General features: G+C 65.1%; 12 protein-coding genes and 1 tRNA gene. 4 read left to right on the forward strand and 9 right to left on the reverse strand.

Translation table 11 applies throughout. The annotated features are described in order from the left end of the window. Positions 1–7: 7 nt before the first annotated feature. From GGR25_RS21805 to GGR25_RS21820, 4 genes are all read right to left on the reverse strand, one after another. Positions 8–1186: an aminotransferase class I/II-fold pyridoxal phosphate-dependent enzyme gene (locus GGR25_RS21805; RefSeq protein WP_183401005.1), complete on the reverse strand. Its 1179-nt coding sequence runs from the start codon at positions 1184–1186 to the stop codon at positions 8–10. Positions 1187–1411: 225 nt separating this feature from the next. Then, positions 1412–2764 (reverse strand): ammonium transporter, encoded by a 1353-nt coding sequence (locus tag GGR25_RS21810; RefSeq protein WP_183401006.1) that lies wholly within the window; start codon positions 2762–2764, stop codon positions 1412–1414. 154 nt (positions 2765–2918) lie between these two features. Then, positions 2919–3257 carry a P-II family nitrogen regulator gene (locus tag GGR25_RS21815; protein WP_183401007.1) on the reverse strand — a complete coding sequence of 113 codons (339 nt, stop codon included), beginning with the start codon at positions 3255–3257 and terminating at the stop codon, positions 2919–2921. Positions 3258–3531: 274 nt separating this feature from the next. Further along, on the reverse strand, positions 3532–4401 hold the full coding sequence (locus GGR25_RS21820) for an acyl-CoA thioesterase (protein WP_183401008.1): 870 nt from the start codon (positions 4399–4401) through the stop codon (positions 3532–3534). Between the two features lie 125 nt (positions 4402–4526). Between GGR25_RS21820 and GGR25_RS21825 the strand changes: the two genes are divergently transcribed. After that, positions 4527–5765, forward strand: a complete 1239-nt coding sequence (locus GGR25_RS21825; RefSeq protein ID WP_380147210.1) for a ubiquinone biosynthesis hydroxylase — start codon at positions 4527–4529, stop codon at positions 5763–5765. A gap of 10 nt (positions 5766–5775) precedes the next feature. On the opposite strand, the gene GGR25_RS21830 is transcribed toward GGR25_RS21825, so the two are convergent. The 4 genes from GGR25_RS21830 to GGR25_RS21845 all read right to left on the reverse strand — a co-directional run bounded on the left by GGR25_RS21830 (position 5776) and on the right by GGR25_RS21845 (position 8197). Then, positions 5776–5976: a Trm112 family protein gene (locus tag GGR25_RS21830; RefSeq protein ID WP_183401010.1), complete on the reverse strand. Its 201-nt coding sequence runs from the start codon at positions 5974–5976 to the stop codon at positions 5776–5778. A 13-nt stretch (positions 5977–5989) separates the two neighbouring features. Further along, the gene (locus tag GGR25_RS21835) at positions 5990–6649 is read right to left on the reverse strand and encodes an LON peptidase substrate-binding domain-containing protein (protein ID WP_183401011.1); all 660 of its coding nucleotides are present in this window, start codon (positions 6647–6649) and stop codon (positions 5990–5992) included. Positions 6650–6661: 12 nt separating this feature from the next. Beyond that, a complete protein-coding gene (gene trxA, locus GGR25_RS21840) occupies positions 6662–7591 on the reverse strand; it encodes a thioredoxin (protein ID WP_183401012.1) in 930 nt (309 codons plus the stop codon). Positions 7592–7678: 87 nt separating this feature from the next. After that, the gene (locus GGR25_RS21845; RefSeq protein ID WP_183401013.1) at positions 7679–8197 is read right to left on the reverse strand and encodes a prolyl-tRNA synthetase associated domain-containing protein; all 519 of its coding nucleotides are present in this window, start codon (positions 8195–8197) and stop codon (positions 7679–7681) included. A gap of 435 nt (positions 8198–8632) precedes the next feature. Between GGR25_RS21845 and GGR25_RS21850 the strand changes: the two genes are divergently transcribed. After that, a tRNA-Gly gene (locus tag GGR25_RS21850) sits at positions 8633–8707 on the forward strand. A gap of 441 nt (positions 8708–9148) precedes the next feature. Here the strand turns inward: GGR25_RS21850 and GGR25_RS21855 are convergent. Beyond that, positions 9149–10906 carry a hypothetical protein gene (locus GGR25_RS21855; RefSeq protein ID WP_183401014.1) on the reverse strand — a complete coding sequence of 586 codons (1758 nt, stop codon included), beginning with the start codon at positions 10904–10906 and terminating at the stop codon, positions 9149–9151. A gap of 416 nt (positions 10907–11322) precedes the next feature. Here GGR25_RS21855 and GGR25_RS21860 point away from each other — a divergent pair, with 416 nt between their 5' ends. Then, positions 11323–12714: a toll/interleukin-1 receptor domain-containing protein gene (locus GGR25_RS21860; protein ID WP_183401015.1), complete on the forward strand. Its 1392-nt coding sequence runs from the start codon at positions 11323–11325 to the stop codon at positions 12712–12714. After that, entirely contained in the window at positions 12711–14243 is a 1533-nt protein-coding gene (locus GGR25_RS21865; RefSeq protein WP_183401016.1) for an argonaute/piwi family protein, read from the forward strand. Before GGR25_RS21860 ends, GGR25_RS21865 begins: the two co-directional genes overlap by 4 nt. Positions 14244–14271: the final 28 nt, after the last annotated feature.

Below are 14271 nucleotides of genomic sequence, written 5' to 3' on the forward strand. Positions count from 1 at the left end.
TTCACGATCATCCGAGGAGCTCGGCCATGCGGGAGAGCGCTTCGCGGGTCACATCGACGTCCTGGACCATTGCGACGCGCAGATAGGCATCGCCCGGATTGCGGCCCTGCGCGTCGGGGAGCGCGAGATAGCCGCCGGGGATGGTGCGCACGCCGCCACGCTCCCAGAGCCGCACGGCGGCCGCCTCGCCGTCGCCGACCTGCAGCCAGAGGAAGAAGCCGCCCGCTGGAACCTTGCCGAGTCGCTCGCCGAGCATTGCCTCGGCCATAGCGAATTTCTCGTTGTAGAGCGCGCGATTGGCCTCGACATGGGTCTCGTCGCGATAGGCCTCGACGGCGACAGCCTGGATCGGCGTGGGCACCTGGGGCGCCGCCATGTTGCGCAGCCGCGTCCAGCCGGCGATGAAGCCGGGATCGCCGGCCGCGAAGCCGCAGCGCAGCCCCGGCAGGTTTGAGCGCTTGGAGAGCGAGTGGAAGGTGAGGACATTGCCATAGCCCTCGCCCATCGCATCGGCTGCCTCGAGCACGCCGGGCGGCGGCGTGGCGCGATAGATCTCGGAGTAGCACTCGTCCGCCAGGATCATGAAGTCGTGCGCCCGCGCCGCCTCGATCAGCCGCTTCCAGGCGCCGAGCGTTGCGACTCCGCCCTGCGGGATCGACGGCGAGGCGGCATAGACGGCGATGGTGCGGGCGAGCGTCTCTTCCGGGATCGCCGACAGGTCGGGCAGCGCGCCGCCGTCCTCCGGCTCATAGAGCACGATCTCGGCGCCGGCCGCTTCCGCCCCCGCCGCATAGGCCTGGTAGAACGGGTTGGGCAACAGCATGGCCGGGCGGGCGATGGCGCGCGAGCGCTCGCGCGCGCCGAGCGCGGCGAAGAACAGCCCCTCGCGCGAGCCGTTGAGCGGCAGAACCATCCGCTCCGGATCGATGGTGTGGACCAGCGCGTAGCGGCGTCCCAGCCATTCGGCGATGGTCGTGCGGAAATCGTCGGTACCGCGGATCAGCGGGTAGCGGCCGAAGGCGTCGATATGGGCGGCAATGGTCGGGCCGACGAAAGGCGGGACGGCATGCTGCGGTTCGCCGAGGCCGAGATTGATCGGCGCGCGTCCCGGCGGAATCCCCGCAAGGCGTTCGTTCAAACGGGCGAAGGGCGAGACGAGCCTCGTGGCGCTCGTGGTGCCGGCCATGCCGATCCTCTCTGCGAATTGCGAGGGGATGTTAGCCGCCCTTGGTTAAGCCGCCTTTAACCATCGGCAGCCGGCCGCGGGAGAACGATCGGACCGAAAAGAAAAGGCCCCGGCGGGGAGCCGGGGCCAGGTTTCGCGCTCGGGGCGCACCCTTGGGAGGAGCGGTGCGCCAGGGGAGGCGAGGCATCGCGAGGACCGGGGCGCCCTGCGGCGCCCCGACCGGGATCAGGAGTGGTAGGCGCGCTCGCCGTGCTCGTTGATGTCGAGGCCTTCGCTCTCGACTTCCGGACGGACGCGCAGGCCGACGATGACGTCAACGATCTTGTAGAGGATCGCCGAGCCGACGCCGCTCCACACGATGGTGAAGAGCACGGCCTTGACCTGGACCCACATCTGGCTGCCCATCGTCACGCCTTCGGCATAGCCCGTCCCGCCGAACGACGAGGAGACGAGGATGCCGGTGCCGAGCGCGCCGACGATGCCGCCGATGCCATGGACGCCGAAGACGTCGAGGCTGTCGTCATAGCCGAAGGCGTTCTTGACCGTGGTGACGAAGAAGAAGCAGACGATCGAGGCAACGAAGCCGAGCACGATCGCACCGACCGGACCGGCGAAGCCGGCTGCCGGGGTGACCGCGACGAGGCCGGCGACGACGCCCGAGATCGCGCCGAGCATGGACGGCTTGCCGCGGACGATCCATTCGATGAACACCCAGCCGATGGCCGCGCCGGCCGTGGCGACGAAGGTGTTGATCGTGGCGAGACCGGCCGTGCCGTTGGCGGCCAGCGCCGAGCCGGCGTTGAAGCCGAACCAGCCGACCCACAGGAGGGAGGCGCCGATCATCGAGTTGGTCAGCGAATGGGGCGGCATCAGATCCTTGCCGAGGCCCATGCGCTTGCCGACCAGGATGCAGCCGACGAGGCCCGCAATACCGGCATTGATGTGAACGACGGTGCCGCCGGCGAAGTCGAGCGCGCCGTCCTTGAACAGCCAGCCGGTCGACTGCCAGACCGAATGCGCGATCGGCAGGTAGATGAAGGTGACCCAGAGGATCATGAACAGCAGCACGGCGGAGAACTTCATCCGCTCGGCGAAGGCGCCGACGATGAGGGCCGGCGTGATCGCCGCGAAGGTCATCTGGAACACGATGAACACGTATTCCGGAATGCTGCCCGACAGCGTGTCCTTGTCGATGCCGGCGAGGAACGCCTTGGACAGGCCGCCGATGAGCGAGCTGCCGTCGGTGAACGCGAGGCTGTAACCGTAGAAGATCCAGATGACCATCACCACCGAGGCGATGAGCAGGCACTGCATCAGCACCGACAGCATGTTCTTGGCGCGGACGAGGCCGCCATAGAACAGGGCGAGACCCGGCACGATCATCATCAGGACCAGCAGGGAGGAGACGATCATCCAGGCGGTGTCGCCCGAGCTGAGCGTCGGGGCCGCCGCGGCGGCCGCAGCCGGCGCCGCATCGGCCGCCGGCGCGGTTGCGTCCTGGCCGAAGGCCATGGCGGTCATCGCCATCAGCGAGCCTGCCGCGCCCAGGACGGCAAAGGGGGCATTTCTGAACTTCATGAGTCCTCTCCTGTCGGTCCGACCGCTCGGCCGGCTGGCGGCATCGTGAACGCCCAGCCCCTCTTCGCGGCTGCTGGCAGCGGAATTCGCAATTCGATCAAACATTGTGCAGCTTACTCATCTCTCTCGCAGCGAAAGCGATCGCTGACTGGCGTCAGAGGGCGTCGGAATCGGTCTCGCCGGTCCGGATGCGGACGGCCTGGTCGATCGAATAGACGAAGATCTTGCCGTCGCCGATCTGACCGGTCTTCGCGGCGGAGCTGATCGCATCCACGACCTGATCCACCGATTCCGAGGACACCGCGATTTCAACCTTGAGCTTCGGCAGGAAGCTCACGGCGTATTCGGCGCCGCGATAGATCTCCGTATGTCCCTTCTGACGGCCGTAGCCTTTGACCTCGGTGACCGTGAGGCCCTGAACGCCGATGGCGGTCAGGGCGTCGCGCACCTCGTCGAGCTTGAATGGCTTGATGATCGCCATAACGATTTTCATGTCATCTTCCCGTCTCTGTTCGGCGGGCCCCGCCGTCGTCGAATCGTCGACCGGAAACGCCTCCCGCACCGCGCAAAGCCTTTCTCGGCTATCCGCCTAACAAAGAGCGTGCCAAGTGGGCCTTACTTTTCATCACGGTCATTTTTCACGCATCGCACGACTCAAAATCAGTCGTCGCGCGGGACGGCGCTGGCTTGCAGTGCCCATAATATCATCAAACGATCAATTTACGGTCAGACGGATTGCATACACTGCCTAGAGGGCGGGCTGTGCCTCAAGCCCAGGCAGCCGGCGTTCCGACGGTCCGAACAAGGCCTTCCTGCGCGACGGAGGCGACGAGGCTGCCGTCCCGCTGGAACAGCGCGCCGCGATTGAACCCGCGCGAGGCGTGCGCCGAGGGGCTTTCGCTCACATAGAGCAGCCAGTCGTCGAAGTGGAACGGCCGGTGGAACCACATGGCGTGGTCGAGGCTGGCCACCTGCAGCGTGGGATCGAACACCCAGCGTCCATGCGCCAGCAGTGTCGTGTCGAGCAGCGTCAAATCCGATGCATAGGCGAGCACGATCCGGGCGAGCACGGCGTCGCCCTTCACATCGATGCGCGGCCGGATCCAGGTCGCCTGCCGGGCGGACGCGCCGTCGCGACGAAGATAGGCGCCGATGTCGATGGGGCGGATCTCGACCGGCCGTGGCCGGCCCCAGAACTTGTGCGCTGTCGCGGGCGCGTGGCGAAGAAGCTCGGCAAGGAACTCCGACTCCGGCGGCAGATCCTCCGGCGGCGGCACGACGGGCATCGTCGCCTGGTGCTCGAGCCCGCCCTCTTCCTCGACATGGAAGGAGGCGGCCATGGAGAAGATGATCTGGCCGTGCTGCTCGGCGAGAACGCGCCGCGTCGAGAACGAACCGCCGTCGCGAATGCGCTCGACGGCATAGTCGATCGACGCGCGCGGATCGCCGGCCCGCAGGAAATAGCCGTGCAAGGAGTGGCAACCCCGCCCCTCGACCGTCCGCGACGCCGCCGCCAGAGCCTGGCCGAGAACCTGCCCGCCGAAGACGCGTTGCCAGCCGGGATCGAAGCTCCGACCGCGGAAGCGATTGTCGCCCTGCGGCGCGAGTTCCAGTATGGAGAGGAGATCGTCGGTCATGCCATCGTGCCGGCGGAGGACAGGGACGGCCGCCCGGCCGCACCCCAATTGAGGCGCCGGCCGGTGCAAGTCAAGCCGCTGCCGCGCGAAAGGAGCCCGCGATGAACCCGACCGTTTCGAGCGAAATCGGCGATGGCTCGGCCTCGGGCACGCCGGCGCGCTTCGATGTCGCGATCGCCGGTGGCGGCTATGTCGGCCTCTCGCTCGCGCTCGCGCTGAAGGCGGGCGAACCGTCGCTGGCGGTGGCGATCATCGACCCCGCGCCCCCTGGCGCCGCAGCGCGCGACACCCGCGCCTCGGCGATCGCGCCGGCGGCCCGGCGCATGCTGGAGGCGCTCGGCGTGTGGCAGGCCATCGCCGGCGAGGCCGAGGCGATCACCGAGATGGTGGTCACCGACAGCCGGTTGCGCGATCCGGTCCGGCCGGTCTTCCTCACCTTCGCCGCCGAGGCGCCGGAGGACGGTCCCCTCGCGCACATGGTCCCGAATTCCGTGCTGGTCGGCCAGTTGGCGGCCCGCGCGTCGGAGGCCGGCGTCGTGCGGATTACGGGCGCCGTCGCCGATTTCACCGCCCGGTCCGCAGGAATGGACGTGACGCTCGCCGATGGCAGCGCCTTCGCCTGCTCCGTCCTGGCGGCGGCCGACGGGGCTAAGTCGCGCCTTCGCGCGCTCGCCGGAATCCGTACGGTCGGCTGGGACTACGGCCAGTCCGGCATCGTCGCGACCGTCGAGCATGAATTGCCGCATGGCGGCCGGGCGGAGGAGCATTTCCTGCCGGCCGGGCCGTTCGCGATCCTGCCGCTGCCGGGCAATCGCGCCTCGCTCGTCTGGACGGAGAAGACGGAGGCCGCGGAACGGCTGGTCGCCTCCGATGCGTTCACGCTCGCCTTCGAGCTCGAGCGCCGCTTCGGCCACCGTCTCGGTGCGATCAATCTCATCGGCACGCCGCGCGCCTTCCCGCTCGGACTGCACATCGCGCGCAACTTCGTCGCGCCGCGGCTGGCGCTGTGCGGCGATGCGGCGCATGCGATCCATCCCATCGCCGGACAGGGTCTCAATCTCGGCTTCAAGGACGCGGCGGCTCTGGCCGAAGTGGTGATCGATGCCGCGCGGCTGGGGCTCGATCCGGGCTCGCCCGATGTTCTCGCACGCTATGAGCGCTGGCGGCGCTTCGACACCGTGCAGATGGGCGTGGTGACCGATGTGCTGAACCGGCTGTTCTCGAACGACAATGGCGCGCTGCGCGTCATCCGCGACATCGGGCTCGGCCTGGTCGAACGCATGCCGAAGCTGAAGCGCCGCTTCATCGACGAGGCGCGCGAAGGCGCCTCGGGCCCGAAGCTGCTGCGCGGCGAGGCCGTCTGAGGCCTTCCGATCAGATATCCTCGAGCGGGCGCGCCTCGTCCGGCAGCATGATCGGGATGCCGTCGCGAATCGGATAGGCGAGCCGCGCCGCCCGGCTGACGAGTTCCTGCCGCTCCGGATCATAGCTGAGCGCGGTCTTGGTCAGCGGGCAGACCAGCATTTCAAGCAGCTTCGGGTCGATCCGGCTGGCTGGGCGTTCGAGTGCGGCCATCGCGGCTTCGGCCCTATTGCAGCAGGGGCGCGGAATCGCCCTGCCGCGCGAGGGAGATCTCGGTGAGCGCGATCAGCGTCTCGGCACGGGCGCGAAGATCCGCCGCCTCCAGCAGCGCCTGCTTTTCCGCCGGCCCATAGGGGCTCATCATGGAGAGCGCATTGACCAGCGTCTCGTTCGAGGTCTGGCCGATATTGTCCCAGTCCGCCTCCAGGCGATGGGCATCCAGATAGGCGCGGAAGACGTCGAGCAGCCGCCCGCGATCCACGGCCTCGGCGCCTGCATTCTCCTGGAAATCCTCGAGAAACGGCTCCGCGCTCACGCGGCAGCGGCGAAAGCCCGCCTTGCCGTCCACCTCTTCAAGAATCCGGAAGCGAGAGATGCCGGTCAGGCCGATCATGTAGCGGCCGTCATCGGTTTCGCCATAGGAGGTGATCCGCCCCATGCAGCCGATCGGAAACAGCGCGCCCTCGCCATCTTCCGACACCGGCTGGATCATGCCGATGATCCGCGTCGTCGCCATCGCCTCGTCGACCATGGCGAGATAGCGCGGCTCGAAGATGTTGAGCGGCATCTGCGCCCGCGGCAGCAGAAGCGCTGCCGAGAGCGGGAAGACCGGTATGATCTCCGGCAGATCTGCCGGAGATCGATAGGTGGCTCTGCCAGCCTGCATGCGTCTTACGCCTCACGAAAAGAGGAGGGAGGACAGCCGCCTGCGCCCCGAGAGGGTCGCCTCGTCGGTCATGCCCCAGGCCTCGAACAGCTGGACCAGCTGCTTGCGGGCCTTGTCATCTTCCCAATTGCGGTCGGCCTTCACGATTTCAAGGAGGAGATCGGTCGCGCCCTCCCGATCATCGCGCGCATTGCGCAGAAGGGCGAGATCGAACCGGGCCGCATGATCCTTGGGATTGGCCGCGATGCGCGCTTCGAGCTCCTGCTCCTCGCCGAGCTCGGCGGTCTGCTTCAGGAGTTCGAGCTGCGCCTTGAGGCCGGTGACGAGCGGGTCGGTCGCCGCCTTCTCCGGCAGGTCGGCGATCAACGCCTCGGCCTTGTCCGCTTGGCCCGCCGCGATATGGCAGCGCGCGAGGCCGACCAGCGCCGGCAGGTTCTCCGGCTCGGCGGCGAGGATGGCGGCATAGATCTGCGCAGCGTCCGCCGCGGCGCCCGAAGCGACGAGGGCTTCCGCCTCGGCCAGCGCCGCCTCGATCTCGCCGCCGCCGCCGGGGCCGGCCAGCTTCTCGATGAAGGCCTTGACCTGGCCTTCCGGCAGCGCGCCCATGAAGCCATCGACCGGACGGCCGTCGACGAAGGCGATCACGGCCGGGATCGACTGGATGCCGAGCTGGCCCGCCACCTGCGGATGGTCGTCGATGTTCATCTTGACGAGGCGCACCGCGCCCTTGGCGGCCTTGACCTGCTTTTCGATGATGGGCGTCAGCTGCCGGCAGGGACCGCACCAGGGCGCCCAGAAATCGACCAGAACCGGCTGCCGGCGCGATTCCTCCAGCACGTCCTTGGCGAAGGCCTGCGTCGTCGTCTCGCGGATCAGATCCTCGCCGCCGCCTGCGGCCGGCAGATCGAACGAATTTCCAAAACTGTAGCTGGGCTGGTTCATCGGTGTGGCCTTGGTGCGTCCGCCTCGTGCGCTGCCAGCCGTCGCGGCCGGCGCGTTCGACGCCAAGATGGCGCTTCGGCTCGCGATTTACAAATCCGCGGGCTCCGCACCCTCCGAAAAATCGACGAGGAGCGGATCATGTCCGGTGGCGGCGAAGAAGCGCAGCAGGTCGGCCCCGGCGATCGTCGTCGTCGCCGTATTGACGAGCGGATGGAAATTGGCGGCATCCGCCGCGGCAAAGCGCGCGTCCAGCACGAGTTGCACGCTGGGCGGGCGGTCATTGATGAGGGCGAAGGGCGTCACGGACCCCGGCGTGACGCCGAGCACGGCGAGTAGCCGCTCGGCCGAGCCGAAGGAGAGGCGGCCCCGCGCGCCGATCCGCTCATGCAGCCGCTTCAGATCGATCGCGGCGCCCTCCTCGGCGACGACGAGAAAGAGCGCATCCTTCTTATCCTTGAGGAACAGGTTCTTGGCATTGAGCCCCGGCAGCACGCCGCGAAGCCGGCGGCTCTCCTCGACGGTGAACAGCGGCGGATGCTCTGTCGTCTGCGTGGCGATGCCGAGGCCGGCAAGAAAGGCGAAGAGGTCAGGCGCGGTGGCCGGCATGGCAGGGCTCCGGAAGGGTCGCCATCTGATAGCGCCACCGCGCCGCGCGGCCAAGCGCGGGCGGCCGGTCGACAGCTGAGGCGGCGGTAGCGCGGCCACGATGCACGCCCTGGCCGCGCGTGCGGTGCTCATGCCCCAAGACCGAGCCTGGTGTGCTGGCAATCCCGAGAGCTTACCGCTACGGGCGGTCAGGCCAGATCGATGGACCTTGCCTCGGTCTATCCTCGGAACGAAGCGCCGCCACAGCCTGGGCGGCGGCGATCAGGAATGCCCTCAAGCAACCCGCGGGACCGCGAGGCCGCCAAAAAGTGGATGACGGCCCAAAGGGTCCCCGCCGACACCTATCCACAGGCCTTGGCGAAACGACAAAAGCCTGTTGCATTCCCCCGATCCTTGCGCCATAAGGTGCGCCGTCCGGCAGCGCCGGGCACGGATGCGGGTGTAGCTCAGGGGTAGAGCATAACCTTGCCAAGGTTAGGGTCGAGGGTTCGAATCCCTTCGCCCGCTCCAATTTTCCGGCACCCACCGGAATGCGAAAAAGCCGCGGATCTCCGCGGCTTTTTGCGTTGTGGGGCTTTGCGAGATCGACGATTTTCGAGTTCGACTCCAACCGCTCCGGTAACCCGCGGTCACCGCTCGGTTACCAGTCTGGCCAGCCCTAGGGAAAGGGATTGGGACGGCCGAAGAGTGCGACGAGATACAAGGTAGTGCGGCCCGACGCGCTTGCGTCCACTTCTGACCAAACGCGGCCCCTGTAAGCATCCGCTTCCGGGTAGGCTAGTTGTGCGGTTCAAGCGTCCGAAATGGGACCTTCAGCGGGGTGGTAGTTAAATTCTGCAGAACGGGCAATGGGCTCCGGCCTTATGTTCCCACGGAGCAGGATCAGCTATTGGTCCGCAACCTATTTCCTTCGCAATGACGTCGATTTCTCTCGATCGACGCCTCGAAAATTCACCGGTCGAGCAACGATTGCAACTGACCATTGAAGTGCTTCAACCCGTCAATTACGCCGTTAAATACGTGGTCCAGGGCGCGCCCATAACCTTGGTTCACTGCGGCGGTGTCGAACCCTAGAAATTCAAGCCCCTTGAGGACGCCGCCCGCATCATGCGCATCGGCGATACGAAGTTCGTTGTTGACGAACAGGGCTGCAAGGGCGGTGTTGCGAGTGGTCAAGTCGACGGGCGCTGGATTCGACGCGAAGGCATCCACCTTCTCGCCGTTAGCATTCAACTTCTCCAGCACGTTCAAAAGCGCTTGCAGCAGCTTCAAGCTACCGAAATCCTTGATGTTGTTGCGAGCATGACCGGATTTCGCAAGCAGATCGCGGAGGAGTCCATTGGGGACGCGCTGCCATAGCTCGTGGATGCTCTTGCATCGAGACAAGAAGGCCTGCTCGGTCATGGACAGCGGCGCGACCTGGGCCAGACGGGAGAGTGCGGGGTAGTGCAGCCAGCCGTTTCGGCGAAGCTCGTCGCGGGAGAAACCGACGATATCCTCCGCGTTCGACCGGATGCCCAGGGTGCCGCCAAGGGTGGAGAGCCCATCCCCGAGGTCGAGAAGCTGAGCCAGGAACATGCCGGTCTTGGCGACGATGTGCTCCTCGGTCTGATCGAAGGCTTGGACCTGTTCAGCGCTCAGCGCGAAACCGTGCGCATGGACGATCTCGCGGTCCGGCTTGGGCTTGTACAGCTCGCGCAGCGGCACACGAATCAGGTTGCGACCGACTCTGACGCAGGCGGTGAAGCTCCACTGGCCAAGGTATGACGGACTGCAGTGCCACTGCCCGTGAACGTTCACTGGCGCAGTCTCGAAGAATCCGCTCTGCTCGTACTTCTCAAGGAATCGATCGTCTAAATAGACCGTTTCCACATTCACCAGCGCGTTCGCCCTGTCGTTGGTCATCGGCCCGTCGACGCCCGGCCATGCAAGTCCATCTGCCGTTTGCACCGGGCACAGATCCGGCGTCACTGCCGCCACCGAGGCCCATACTTGGACGAGCAGGGCGCCCTTGAATTCCCGGATGTCCAACTGGTACCAACCACCCGCGGGCGCGAGATAAACGTGGGATTGGCCACCCATGATGCTTCGCAGCTCCGGATTGTCAGGCACCAGCGCTTCATAGAAGAACACCCGCACGCCGTGCATTCCTCTCATCCAAAGGTAACGCCGCAGGTATTCGTTCGACATCGTCCAGCGGACATCGCGTTGGGCCGAAAAGTAGTATTGCGTCGACGTCTCGCCTTCGGCGACGCCGAATTCCGGAAGTGACAGATCGTCATAGACGATACGCTGCTGCTCGCCGCCCAGGACGCGAGGCGATAGCCCCAGTGACATCCAGACCTTCTCGGCCAACGCATAGCCGTAGAAGGACCCGTTTCCCCATGAGGCGACGATGTAGTCGTGGCCGGAAATCGAAGGGGTGAACGCTGGCAAGCCGCCTTGATGATCTACGGCTGGCACCGAGAAGGAAGCAACGCCGTGCGCCGTTTCATCCGCAACTCCCAATGCGGAGAGGGCAGTTTCGGGCACGGCGGCCATGATCATATGCATGCATTCCCGATTGGGGCCGTGATGATCCCTTTCCCAGCGTGTCGAAATTTCGACCCTCAGTGCCGGGTCGTCGCCGACCGGTGCCAGCAGCCCTCGAAGCTGTGGAGGCAGGATCGCTTCGGGAATAGGAAACTGGTTTAGGTAGTCGATGGTCACGTCGCACCCCCCAATGTCAAACGGTCAAGTTCCGCTCTTCACACATCTGCCGGCATCGTCGCGTGCACCCCTTCAATCCGTCGTCAATCTTCTAGCGAGGAGTGTCACTGACCTTCGTCTCCCATCTGGCATCGGGGTGTGCGCGATGAAGACGAACATCTGCTAGTTGGCAACGGGGCAATTTTTGATGTTGACGCGGTGGTGTCCCAGAGTCGTTGATGACTTTTTCACTCGTTAGGAGCGCCGTAGCGATTTGCCACCGGTCTGAGAACATCTCGCAGGCGCGACAGAGGGCGCGGCGATCGACATCGTATCCAATCAGTAAACGCTTAGCTATCCGTTCGCGAATCGTGCCCGCGATCAACACGGAAGGTTAGGCTAAGCTTTGCCCAATCTCCCGCAAAGTGATTCGCTCGATGGCTCGTGACACCATCTTCATCTGCCACGCAACACCCGACGACAATGATTTCGTCCGGTGGTTGGGCGCGCGTCTGACAGGCCATGGTTATAAGGTCTGGGCGGATATGTTCGGCCTGAAGGGTGGCACGCCCTTCTGGAACACCATCGAGGATGCGCTACGCGAGCACGCCTGCAAGGTGCTTTACGTCGCCTCCAGAGCCAGCGTCGATCCCAAACGTCAGGGCGTGCGCAATGAGCTGTCGGTAGCGGATGCCGTGCGCAAGTCGCTGGGCGATCCGGCCTTCATCATCCCGGTGCGGCTGGACGACGTAGCGTTCAGCGACTTTCCCATTCTCGTCCACCAGCTCAATGCGCTGGACTTCAGCCAGGGATGGGGGAAGTGCTTGATCGAGATGCTGGACACGCTGGAGAGCGCCAACGTGCCCCGGATGGATCGTGATCAGACCGCCGAGTTCGAGCGCTGGCGCCAGGATGCGGTGAAGACGGCGGCTTTGGTCAACGACGAACCCGAACCGGTCCTCACCAGCCTGTCGCCTATCAACACCTTGCCGGCCGAGGTTCGCTACCTGAAGCACAACGCCGACGCGGAGGCGATCACCCAAGTGCTTCGCGCGAGCGGCATCCCGTTCGCGCCGTTCTACCAACTCGTCATCACCTTTACGGGGTTGGACGAGATCAACGCTGCCTTGCCGACGCCGATGGCGGCCGAGCTTCGCGCGCGCACCCCATTGCAGACCTTCCTGTCGGGCGAAGTCGCCGATGTGACGACGCCTCGTCGGGCGGATGCCTTGAATATCGCCACCGCGCTCCTACGCCAGCATGTCGAACGGCATCTGACGCAGCGCGGCTTGAAGGCACTTCCGCAGCGCGGGTCGAGCGCCTTCTACTTCCCCGACGGCTTGGTGCTGAACAACAAGGTGCCATACACGGCGGCGTCCGGACGACGAACCAACAAGAACGTCGTCGGTCGCAGCGAGCGCAACAAGATCTATTGGCACCTCGCCATGAAGGTCAGCGTAGCTCTTGGGCCACCGGCCTTTGTCCGCTTCAAGCCCTACGTCGCCTTCTCAGACGATGGTCAGGCGGCGATCGCCGACCCGAAGCGCACCTCGCCGATTCGTCGCCGGTTTTGCAAGAACTGGTGGAACCAGCACTGGCGTCAGCTTCAGGAGGCATTCGCGGTCTGGTTGGCAGAGGGTCGGGCCGAGACCGTTATCGCGCTGGGTGCATCTCAGCATCTAGTTCTCGCCGGTCGGCTCCTCCAGCTCACTGCTGAGCGCCACATCGTCGGCGACCTCCAGTTTCAGGACGAGGCCGAAGAGCCCGGCGAGCCCGATGACGACGATGACGACTTTGTCGTCGAGGCCTTGGATGAGGGCGAAGAATGACTGAGTGGACCCTCATTCATGTAGATGAGCCGATGCTGAGCTTTGGCTTCAACCAGCAGACGGAGCATCCAAAGGACGGCCTGTTTCTCTATGGCCCGCCTGTGTCAAACCAGAACCCCGCCCGCATGGATGTGGGGGTGATCGGCACGCCGGACGGCATCCGGCGGTATGAGACTTGGATTAAGACCTTGTCGTCGACCATCGCTGCGCCTGCAGCAGGTCGCGAGGAAAACAAGACCATGTGGCCGGGGTTCGAGGCCACTTTCGGCGTGCCCTGGCCCGCGAAGCCGTTCGCTACGATTACCATCGACGGCGATCTGCTTAGCCGCCGCATCCGAAACGGCGACCGTCACCAAGGAATATTCAGGGCCGTAGACGTCTACGGCGACGCGCTGCGCAAGTACCTCCGCGAACAGGAGGCGCGGCCTCAGTTTTGGTTCGCGGTCGTGCCGGAAGAGGTTTTCCGCTACGGCCGGCCTAAATCGATAATCCCCCGCGATCAGCGCGATCAGCGCGATCAGCGCGAGCGGGCCAGCGGTCCCATTGGCCGTAGGGCCGCCAAGTCCATCCTCTCCCGAGGTTCGATGTTCGTGGAGGAGATGGAGGCTGCAGCACTCTACGAATACGAACTGAACTTCCATAACCAGCTCAAGGCTCGGCTGCTCGACACAGGTCAGGTGCTACAGGTCGTCCGCGAGACGACCCTGACGCCGGATGAGTTCGAGAAAGGCACGCGGCGTTCTTTGCAGGACCCAGCGTCCGTCGCGTGGAATCTCGCCACCACCAGCTTCTACAAAGCCGGCGGGCGGCCTTGGCGCGTGGCCGATGTTCGCGAAGGCGTCTGCTACGTCGGCCTCGTGTTCAAGCACATCGAGAATGCCAGGGGCCGCGACAACGCCTGCTGCGGCGCTCAGATGTTCCTCAACTCGGGTGAAGGCGTCGTGTTTAAGGGCGCAGTTGGCCCTTGGTATTCCGAGACGGATCGCAGCTTCCATCTCAGCCGGGAGAAGGCCGCCGAGCTGATGGGCATGGTGATCGCGTCATATGAGGACATCCACGGCCAACCGCCGGACGAGCTCTTCATCCATGGCAAGACATGGTTCGAGAAGGGTGAATGGGAGGGTTTCCAGTCCACTGTGCCGCCGCAGACCAGACTCGTTGGTATCCGCATTCGGCGCCAGAACGAGCTGAAACTATTTCGATATGGCAGTCGTCCAGTGCTGCGGGGCACCGCAATCTTGGCGTCTGAGCGTCGGGCCTATCTATGGACGACCGGATTTACGCCGCGCCTCAACACTTATCCGGGCCGCGAGGTTCCGAACCCCATCACCGTCGATATCGTCAATGGCGAGGCTGACATTCGTCAGGTGCTTCGGGACCTGATGGCGCTGACCAAGCTGAACTTCAACAACGCTGGATTCTCCGATGGCCTTCCGGTGACCCTGCGGTTTGCAGACCTTACAGGCGAGATTCTGACTGCGGGGCCGACCAACGTGGCGGCGCCACTGCCGTTTCGCTTCTATATCTGACGCTGAAGCGCCTCTCAACCGCTACCGG

This window comes from Kaistia hirudinis, assembly GCF_014196455.1.
Lineage (GTDB): Bacteria > Pseudomonadota > Alphaproteobacteria > Rhizobiales > Kaistiaceae > Kaistia > Kaistia hirudinis.

Excerpts from the sequence above, each read along its gene's own strand:
- GGR25_RS21810 (WP_183401006.1), bottom strand. The coding sequence starts at position 2,764 with ATGAAGTTCAGAAATGCCCCCTTTGCCGTCCTGGGCGCGGCAGGCTCG.
- GGR25_RS21815 (WP_183401007.1), bottom strand. The coding sequence starts at position 3,257 with ATGAAAATCGTTATGGCGATCATCAAGCCATTCAAGCTCGACGAGGTG.
- GGR25_RS21820 (WP_183401008.1), bottom strand. The coding sequence starts at position 4,401 with ATGACCGACGATCTCCTCTCCATACTGGAACTCGCGCCGCAGGGCGAC.
- GGR25_RS21860 (WP_183401015.1), top strand. The coding sequence starts at position 11,323 with ATGGCTCGTGACACCATCTTCATCTGCCACGCAACACCCGACGACAAT.
- GGR25_RS21835 (WP_183401011.1), bottom strand. The coding sequence starts at position 6,649 with ATGCAGGCTGGCAGAGCCACCTATCGATCTCCGGCAGATCTGCCGGAG.
- GGR25_RS21830 (WP_183401010.1), bottom strand. The coding sequence starts at position 5,976 with ATGGCCGCACTCGAACGCCCAGCCAGCCGGATCGACCCGAAGCTGCTT.
- GGR25_RS21865 (WP_183401016.1), top strand. The coding sequence starts at position 12,711 with ATGACTGAGTGGACCCTCATTCATGTAGATGAGCCGATGCTGAGCTTT.
- GGR25_RS21845 (WP_183401013.1), bottom strand. The coding sequence starts at position 8,197 with ATGCCGGCCACCGCGCCTGACCTCTTCGCCTTTCTTGCCGGCCTCGGC.
- trxA (WP_183401012.1), bottom strand. The coding sequence starts at position 7,591 with ATGAACCAGCCCAGCTACAGTTTTGGAAATTCGTTCGATCTGCCGGCC.
- GGR25_RS21805 (WP_183401005.1), bottom strand. The coding sequence starts at position 1,186 with ATGGCCGGCACCACGAGCGCCACGAGGCTCGTCTCGCCCTTCGCCCGT.